This is a genomic window from Bacteroides sp. An279, assembly GCF_002159615.1.
Lineage (GTDB): Bacteria > Bacteroidota > Bacteroidia > Bacteroidales > Bacteroidaceae > Phocaeicola > Phocaeicola intestinalis.
In genome coordinates this window covers 24,280-32,184 of record NZ_NFJA01000043.1, presented here as the reverse complement: position 1 = coordinate 32,184, position 7,905 = coordinate 24,280, and the positions used below count along the sequence as shown (strand labels likewise).

The 7,905-nt window shown below is 48.0% G+C and carries 7 protein-coding genes; 3 read left to right on the top strand and 4 right to left on the bottom strand.

Features of this window, described 5'->3' with window-relative positions; all coding sequences use genetic code 11:
• Positions 1-292: 292 nt before the first annotated feature.
• Positions 293-1,189 carry a helix-turn-helix domain-containing protein gene (locus B5F78_RS09260; protein WP_087209256.1) on the bottom strand — a complete coding sequence of 299 codons (897 nt, stop codon included), beginning with the start codon at positions 1,187-1,189 and terminating at the stop codon, positions 293-295.
• A gap of 162 nt (positions 1,190-1,351) precedes the next feature.
• Between B5F78_RS09260 and B5F78_RS09255 the strand changes: the two genes are divergently transcribed.
• Positions 1,352-2,764 (top strand): MATE family efflux transporter, encoded by a 1,413-nt coding sequence (locus B5F78_RS09255; RefSeq protein ID WP_022039634.1) that lies wholly within the window; start codon positions 1,352-1,354, stop codon positions 2,762-2,764.
• On the opposite strand, the gene B5F78_RS09250 is transcribed toward B5F78_RS09255, so the two are convergent.
• Positions 2,765-3,967: an acyloxyacyl hydrolase gene (locus tag B5F78_RS09250; protein WP_087406558.1), complete on the bottom strand. Its 1,203-nt coding sequence runs from the start codon at positions 3,965-3,967 to the stop codon at positions 2,765-2,767.
• Between the two features lie 175 nt (positions 3,968-4,142).
• On the opposite strand from B5F78_RS09250, the gene B5F78_RS09245 reads away from it, so the two are divergent.
• Both B5F78_RS09245 and B5F78_RS09240 read left to right on the top strand, forming a co-directional pair.
• On the top strand, positions 4,143-4,463 hold the full coding sequence (locus tag B5F78_RS09245) for a metal-sulfur cluster assembly factor (protein WP_022039632.1): 321 nt from the start codon (positions 4,143-4,145) through the stop codon (positions 4,461-4,463).
• Positions 4,464-4,484: 21 nt separating this feature from the next.
• A complete protein-coding gene (locus tag B5F78_RS09240; protein ID WP_087209279.1) occupies positions 4,485-5,252 on the top strand; it encodes a UDP-2,3-diacylglucosamine diphosphatase in 768 nt (255 codons plus the stop codon).
• 259 nt (positions 5,253-5,511) lie between these two features.
• Here B5F78_RS09240 and B5F78_RS09235 read toward each other — a convergent pair whose 3' ends face one another.
• Together B5F78_RS09235 and B5F78_RS09230 are read right to left on the bottom strand one after the other, a co-directional pair.
• On the bottom strand, positions 5,512-6,552 hold the full coding sequence (locus B5F78_RS09235; protein ID WP_022039630.1) for a sugar kinase: 1,041 nt from the start codon (positions 6,550-6,552) through the stop codon (positions 5,512-5,514).
• Between the two features lie 141 nt (positions 6,553-6,693).
• Positions 6,694-7,896, bottom strand: a complete 1,203-nt coding sequence (locus tag B5F78_RS09230) for an acetate kinase (protein WP_022039629.1) — start codon at positions 7,894-7,896, stop codon at positions 6,694-6,696.
• Positions 7,897-7,905 lie beyond the last annotated feature (9 nt).

Genomic DNA, 7,905 nt, shown 5'->3' with positions numbered 1-7,905 from the left:
AAAAGTTTTTCTCGTCTTGATGTATCCGTTTTCGTGTGTGCTTTGGGCGATTTTTTGGTCCTTTCCGCTTCTGTTCTTCGTCAGATAGCCCGCTATCTTCCTCATCACATAAGCGGAAATGCCTCAAAAACTCATCCCAAATCATCGCACGATAAATTCAAAACCGTTTCTAAAATCGTAAATATTGAATCCCGCAAACATCCCATGTAGGGGCAAAATGCGGATATTCATTTAGTAAATAGTCAAATCGTAAATTTAAAAGACTCTGTGTCCTCTGCGGTGAAATATCCATTCAGTTCTGTGCCAGGCGGTACTCGTTAGGGGCAAGACCGGTGATTTTCTTGAAGATGAAATTGAACTGCTGGAGAGTAGGGAAGCCCAGGCGGGAAGCTATCGCCGCTACGCTATCGGTATTTGCCAGAAGCATCTTTCTGGCGGTATCCAGGCGTTTCAGCTGGAAATACTCGTGCAGGTTTTTTCCGGTCTCGAATCGTAGCAGGTCGTTGAAATATGCCACAGACAGCTTCAGTTGTTCTGCACAATAGTCAGGGGTGGGCAATATACCGTGTTTCAGTTGGTCTGATGTGATATAATTATCCAGTATCCTGTCCATGTGGCGTAACAGAGCTTTGTTTTTATCTTCGCGGGTAATGAACTGCCGTTCGTAATAACGCGTGCAATAATCCAGTAACAGTTCGATGTAGTGCGAGATAAGCGTGCGGCTGAACCGGTCGATGGGGTGGCGCAGTTCTTCTTCCGTTTCTTGAAGGCATGTCACGATTTTGTTTTTCTCGCGCAGGGAGAGGTGCAGGGCTTCCTCTTTCCGGTAGGCGAAAAACGAATAATGCCCGAGGCTATGTTCGAGCGTAGTGTTGTAAAGCAAGTCGGGATGGAAAGCAAGCAGCCATCCTTGTGTCGGAAGTACGTGCTTGTCATTGATGCCAAACGAGTGTTGGGGAGGCAAGAAGACCATGGTGGCGGTGGAGAAATCGTAATATTTCCGTCCGCAACAGCATTCCTCTTCCATACCGTTTTCTATCAGCAAGACGGTATAGAAATCAAATCGGATAGCCTGTTGTGTCACATTCGCATTGTCCAGGCGGATGACGCTGGCTTGTGGGTGCAAGGTTTTGCATCCCAGGCAGCAGTTGCATTGGTGTACGGTCTTGATGTCTAATGTTTCTTTCATTGTTTTCTTGCATCTGTTACGGGACGCAAAGATAGACTTTTATCTGCAATCCTTTTATACCCGTTTTACGGAGTGATGTATCGAAATTACTTTTATCCGTAATTCGGGTAAGTTTGTTATCCGAATTTGGTGTATCTTTGCACGCGGAATAAACTGCACTCTATGAATTTCGGAAAAAACGATTTATTGGTACTGATACGTGAAGGTCGTCCGATGACCCTTCGCCAGCAACTTCTGCTTACGGTTCAGCTGAGTATACCGGCGATGGTAGCCCAGTTGTCGTCTATTGTGATGCAATACATCGATGCTGCCATGGTGGGCAGCCTGGGTGCCAATGCCTCGGCATCCATCGGGCTGGTATCCACTTCTACGTGGTTGTTTTCGGGCTTGTGTAGTGCGGCATCTACCGGTTTTGCCGTACAGGTGGCGCATTGCATTGGTGGAGGGAAGTTTAAGGAAGCACGCCAGGTGTTGCGCCAGTCCCTTGTAGCTGTGTCGTTATTCAGTATTCTTCTGGCAAGTATCGGCATGGGTATCAGCGGTGCCTTGCCCTATTGGTTGGGCGGTGAAGAGGTCATCAATCACGATGCTTCGGTTTATTTCCTGATTTATGCGGCTTTCCTTCCCATGATGCAGTTGTGTTTCCTGACGGGAGGCATGTTGCGTTGTAGTGGAAATATGCGTGTACCCAGTATGCTGAACGTGCTGATGTGTATGCTGGATGTGGTGTTCAATTATTTTCTTATTTTCCCTTCCCGTCACATTTCTCTGTTTGGGATGGAAGTGTTTATGCCTGGTGCCGGATGGGGGGTGGCAGGAGCTGCTTTGGGGACGGGGCTTGCCGAACTGGTTGTGGCAGGTCTGATGTTATGGTTTCTGGTGACCCGTTCTTCCGAATTGGGGCTGATGCACGAAAAGGGACGTTTTCGTCCTACATCGGCTGTATTGAAAAAGGCTGCCCGTATCGGGGGGCCGATGGGCATTGAGCACGCAGTGATTTGCGGCGCACAGATTCTTACTACGGTTATTGTGGCACCTTTGGGAGTATTCGCCATAGCGGCTAATTCGTTTGCTATAACGGCAGAGAGCTTGTGCTACATGCCGGGTTATGGCATAGCAGATGCTGCTACTACTCTGGTAGGGCAGAGCATGGGTGCCGGGCGTAGAGACTTGACACGGCGTTTTGCCCGCATCACGGTAGGAATGGGCATGACGGTAATGGGCATCATGGGGGTAATCATGTATGTGGCTGCCCCGTTGATTATAGGTACGATGACGCCCGATGCCGAAGTGCTGGAACTGGGCGTAATGGCATTGCGTATCGAGGCTTTTGCCGAACCGATGTTTGCCGCGGCAATAGTGGCTTACGGTGTCTTTGTAGGAGCCGGCAGCACCATTATTCCGTGTCTGATGAATTTTTTCAGCATTTGGGCGGTGCGTCTTACGCTGGCGGCATCGCTGGCTCCGTCGATGGGCTTGAAAGGCGTATGGCTTGCCATGTGTATCGAATTATGTTTCCGCGGATTTATCTTCCTTGTCCGGCTTGAACGTGGCAAATGGATGAACTTGAAATGATTAAAACCGGTAGCCCAGTCCCAGCATCAGGTTGTTGGGGTCGCGGAAGTTGCTCAGTTGATATCCCACATGCAGGAAGACGCGGCGTGTGACGAATGTTTTCAGGGCAAGAATCTGGTAAAATCCTTTGGTGTCTTCTCCTTTGTAGATAAGGTTGCGTCCTATACCGAGGTTGATGCTGAATATCGGCATGGTCAGTTCGGCACGCAGGGAAAGTCCTACGGCAAACTGTTCGCGGAAAGACGGGCGGTAGAATTGTTTTTGGTTGGTGTCATGTTCGGTTCCGGCTACATGGTTTTTCAGGTTGGCGCTTTCGTCGTATTGTGCATCCAGCGAGATGCCGGCACGGAAATACCGGTTGACCCGGTAGAGTGGATTGAAGTTGAACCCGATTACCCCGAACGAGCCGGGTACAAGGTATCGCTCGTCGGGCCAGATGATGCCTCTGCGCCGGGTGGCTCCGTATAAAATAATGTCATAACTGAATGGGGAACCTTGTAGGAGAGCTTTTTCTTGCGGGTGAGTTTTGGGGGTTGTTTTTTCAGCTCCGAAAGTACGTACCAGTCCGATACGTCCCCCTACGGTGTTGACACCCGAATTGGGGTAATTGCTGTTCCCGTTCGAATAATGTGTGGTTTCTATCCCTGCGGTCAGATGCCATTGTGGGGCGAGTTGCCAGTTCAGGTAGATGCCGGCATTCAGGTAAGCATTGATTTTCGAACCTACCACATCGTTGTACGGGTTGCTTGTCTCGTTATACTTTTTCCATCCGAATGAGGCTCCGAAGTTCCATTCGTAGTCTAGTGTCAGGTGAGGGGTGAGCCGGGCTATTTGTGAACCTTGGAACACATATACACTGACGGGGTTTCCCAGTTCCGAAGGGTTGAAAAAAGAAGTATATGCTATGCCGATGCCCTGATAGGCATGCGGATAGAGTTTTCCCAAATACGAGTCTTTATCGAATCGGAAGGCATATTTCAGATGTGCCGAAAGTACGGTGTTGATAGGTTTTCCTTGTGCATTTTCGCCTTCAAAAAAACTTTTGGTAGGCAATACATATCCCGGGCGGATATCGAAACCTATCTGGTGGTGTATCGGGTGATGGGTAAGCGAGTCGGGTTCGGTATGTCCGGCAAGGGTTCCCCCGATACAAAAGAAGGCGAATAGGAGGCAGAGCAAGATAAATCTATCGGTCTTTTTCATAATCTCGTATCTTTTTGCATTCAAAGGTAAGTCAATCCGATGAAACGGACAAACATTTCGGAAACGAAAAATGGGTATGCATTGGAATGCTGTCTTTAACTTTCGCTCTTTCTTCTGCGGCTTATTTCACTTTTTTGTCGTATATTTGTCGCAAACAGTAAAAAGAAAGAAGGATATGGATAATACTGAAAAATTGAAGATAGAAGAGCGGATTGTGGATATGTTGAAAACCGTTTACGACCCTGAGATTCCGGTCAATGTGTACGATTTGGGACTGATTTACAAGATTGACCTTCAGGATGACGGAGAAGTGGTGGTGGATATGACGCTTACGGCTCCCAATTGTCCCGCCGCCGAGTTCATCATGGAAGATATCCGGCAGAAGATAGAGTCGGTAGAGGGGGTGAAAGCAGCCCAGATCAATCTGGTCTTCGAGCCGGAATGGGACAAGGACATGATGAGCGAAGAAGCAAAACTGGAGTTAGGATTTTTATAAAAACAGGTAATGATGGATGCGATGAAGAATGTATATTTTTTGTCGGATGCGCATTTAGGCTCGCGGGCTATTGCGCATAGCCGCACTCAGGAACGCCGTTTGGTCAATTTCCTCGACAGTATTAAGGAACGGGCTTCGGCTGTGTATCTCTTGGGGGATATGTTCGACTTTTGGTACGAATTCAAGCTGGTTGTGCCTAAGGGATATACCCGTTTCTTGGGCAAATTGTCTGAATTGACCGACCGGGGAGTGGAAGTGCATTTCTTCATCGGAAACCACGATATCTGGTGTGGTGATTATCTGGAGAAAGAATGCGGAGTGATTCTGCACCGGGAACCGCAGACGTGCGAGATTTACGGAAAGGAGTTCTTCCTGGCTCATGGCGACGGGCTGGGCGATAATGACCGTAAGTTTCATTTGCTCCGGATGATGTTTCATAGTCATACTTTACAACGTATGTTCTCGATGTTGCATCCGCGCTGGAGTGTAGAACTGGGACTGGAGTGGGCGAAGCATAGTCGCCAGAAGCGGGAAGAGGGGAAAGAGCCTCCTTATATGGGTGAAGATAAAGAACCGTTGGTGTTGTTTACAAAGAAATACCTGAAAACGCATCCTGATATCAATTATTTTATTTTTGGCCATCGCCACATCATGCTCGACCTGATGTTGAGCCGCACATCGCGTCTCCTGATTCTGGGCGATTGGATATCCGAGTTCTCGTATGCCGTATTCGATGGTGAGAATCTTTTTATGGAACAGTTCATCGAAGGAGAGACGGAAGTCAGGTAACAAGGTGACAAGTTGACGATTTGACAAGGTGACAAGTTGACGAGGTAACAAGGGGACGAGGTTTTGAATAGTGTTGCATACTTCAACCCAAGTTTTTGAAACCTCGTCACCTTGTTCCCTCGTCACCTAGTTCCCTCGTCACCTTGTTCCCTCGTCACCTTGTTCCCTCGTCACCTTGTTCCCTCGTCACCTTGTTCCCTCGTCACCTAGTTCCCTCGTTACCTTGTTCCCTTGTTCCCTTGTTACCTTGTCAACTGATTTATCTTGCCACTTCACCGTTTTCGTGTTTGGCGAGCAAGCCTTCCACTTCGGCAACTTTCACCATATTGTAGTCGCCTGCAATGGTATTTTTCAGTACAGAGGCCGCCGTAGAAAAGTCTACGCGCTTCTGTTCATCTTCAAAAGCGTGTTGGGCATACAGCATGGCACCGCAGAAAGCATCGCCTACACCAACGCAATCTACCACTTCATCAATGTCGAACACACGGGTATGTTTCATAGTGCCGTGCGAATAAAGGATGCCGGCAAAGGTATGGTGTACCGAGCTGATGACGTTGCGCAGGGCAATGTAGATGTATTTGCAGTTGGGAATCTGTTCACTGATGCCTTTGCAGAAAGCTTCGTAGGCTTCCAGGTCGTATGCTTCTCCATTGCGTGTGGCTTTGAATCCCGGTGCTTTCAGTCCTGTAACCAAAGCATACTCTCCTTCGCTTCCGAACATGATGTCGCTCGAAACCATCAGGGGACGCAATACTTCCTGTGCGCTTTTCCCGTAGTTCCACAGGTTTTTACGGTAATTGATATCATACGAAATGGTCAGTCCCATTTCCTTGGCTGTGTCAATGGCTTCTTTACATACATCGGCAAGTCCCGGTGTAAGAGCCGCATCGATGCCCGACCAGTGGAAGATGGAAGCGTCTTTGAATGCATCACGCCAGTTTATCATGCCGGGTTTCAGTTCTGAGAAAGCCGAATGTTCGCGGTCGTATATCACTTTTGAATTACGCATGGCGGCTGCTTTCTCCATATAATATGTTCCTAAGCGGTTGCCTCCCGTCAGTACATGTCCTGTTCCAATGTTGTGCGAACGCAGTTCGGACAGGCAGGTATCTCCCAGTGCATTGTCGGGCAGGCGGGTTATGAATTCCACTTCTCCTCCGAAATTGGCAATGGAAATGGCAACATTGGCCTCACTTCCTCCATAGTTGACCAGAAAATCATGGCTTTGTTGTATGCGAAGATTGTCGGGAGTGGTAAGACGGAGCATGATCTCACCGAATGTTACAACTTTTTTTTTCATATTCTATGTGTTTAAGTTCTTGGATGAGGGAGGACAAAAAAAGACATCCCCAGAAGCCGCTTTTTGTCTCTGCCCGTGCAAAGATAATGAAAAGCGACTTACGGGGATGCCCTTTTATAAACCTATTTAATGATTATTTACTTAATTGCGTTCGTTCAGGATGTTCATCGTGTCGGTTGCAATGGTCAGCTCTTCATCGGTCGGGATAACTACGACTTTCACTTTCGAGTCATCGGTAGATATGATGGCTTCTTCGCCGCGCACCTTGTTTCTTTCATCATCGATTTTCACACCCAGGTATTCCAGGTTCTTGCAGACAGCAGCACGTGCACTCGACTGGTTTTCGCCTACACCGCCTGTGAAAAGAATGACATCCACGCCGTTCATGGCTGCTGCGTATGCACCAATGTATTTGGTGATACGGTAGAAATACATCTTTTCGGTCAGAATAGCACGTTCTTCGCCATTTTGTACGGCAGCTTCCAGTTCGCGCATATCACTCGATTTTTCGAACATGCCCAATACACCGCTCTTCTTGTTCAGCAATGTAGACATTTCATCGGGGGTAAGTCCTTCCTTTTTCATGATGTAAGTGATGGCACCTCCATCTATGTCGCCGCTGCGTGTACCCATCATCAAGCCTTCCAATGGGGTCAGTCCCATACTGGTATCAATACATTTCCCGTCTTTTACGGCAGCAATAGAACCTCCGTTTCCGATATGGCAGGTGATGATACGGCTTCCCTCTTGCGGGATTCCCAAAAATTCGCATACGCGTTTTGATACGTAGCGGTGAGAAGTGCCGTGGAAACCATAACGGCGGATACCGTATTTTTCAAAATAGCGGTAAGGGATGGCATACAGGTAAGCGTAATCGGGCATCGTCTGGTGGAAAGCTGTATCGAATACGGCTACTTGTGGAACTTCGGGTAATAATTGCTGTACGGCATAAATACCTTTCAAGTTGGCTGGATTATGGAGCGGACCCAGATCGCAACATTCTTCTACGGCGGCGATTACGGCATCATCAATCAGCACAGAACCACTGAACTTGGTTCCTCCGTGCAATACACGATGGCCTACGGCATTGATTTCGTGCAGGCTCTTCACAGCTCCATATTCGGGGCTGGTCAGTGTGTCGAAGATGAACTGTACGCCGGTGGTATGTTCGGGCACATCTTTCTCGATGATTTTCTTTTCACCGTTCGGCAAGGTCAGTTTCAGGAAAGACCCCGGCAAACCTATTTTTTCGATGCCGCCTTGTGCAAGGACTTGTTTGGTAGTCATTTCATACAATTTGTATTTGATGGATGAACTGCCGCAATTGAGTACTAATACTTTCATATATAGTTG

Coding starts and splice junctions, on each gene's coding strand:
- B5F78_RS09260 (WP_087209256.1), bottom strand. CDS start 1,189: ATGAAAGAAACATTAGACATCAAGACCGTACACCAATGCAACTGCTGC.
- B5F78_RS09230 (WP_022039629.1), bottom strand. CDS start 7,896: ATGAAAGTATTAGTACTCAATTGCGGCAGTTCATCCATCAAATACAAA.
- B5F78_RS09245 (WP_022039632.1), top strand. CDS start 4,143: ATGGATAATACTGAAAAATTGAAGATAGAAGAGCGGATTGTGGATATG.
- B5F78_RS09235 (WP_022039630.1), bottom strand. CDS start 6,552: ATGAAAAAAAAAGTTGTAACATTCGGTGAGATCATGCTCCGTCTTACC.
- B5F78_RS09240 (WP_087209279.1), top strand. CDS start 4,485: ATGAAGAATGTATATTTTTTGTCGGATGCGCATTTAGGCTCGCGGGCT.
- B5F78_RS09250 (WP_087406558.1), bottom strand. CDS start 3,967: ATGAAAAAGACCGATAGATTTATCTTGCTCTGCCTCCTATTCGCCTTC.
- B5F78_RS09255 (WP_022039634.1), top strand. CDS start 1,352: ATGAATTTCGGAAAAAACGATTTATTGGTACTGATACGTGAAGGTCGT.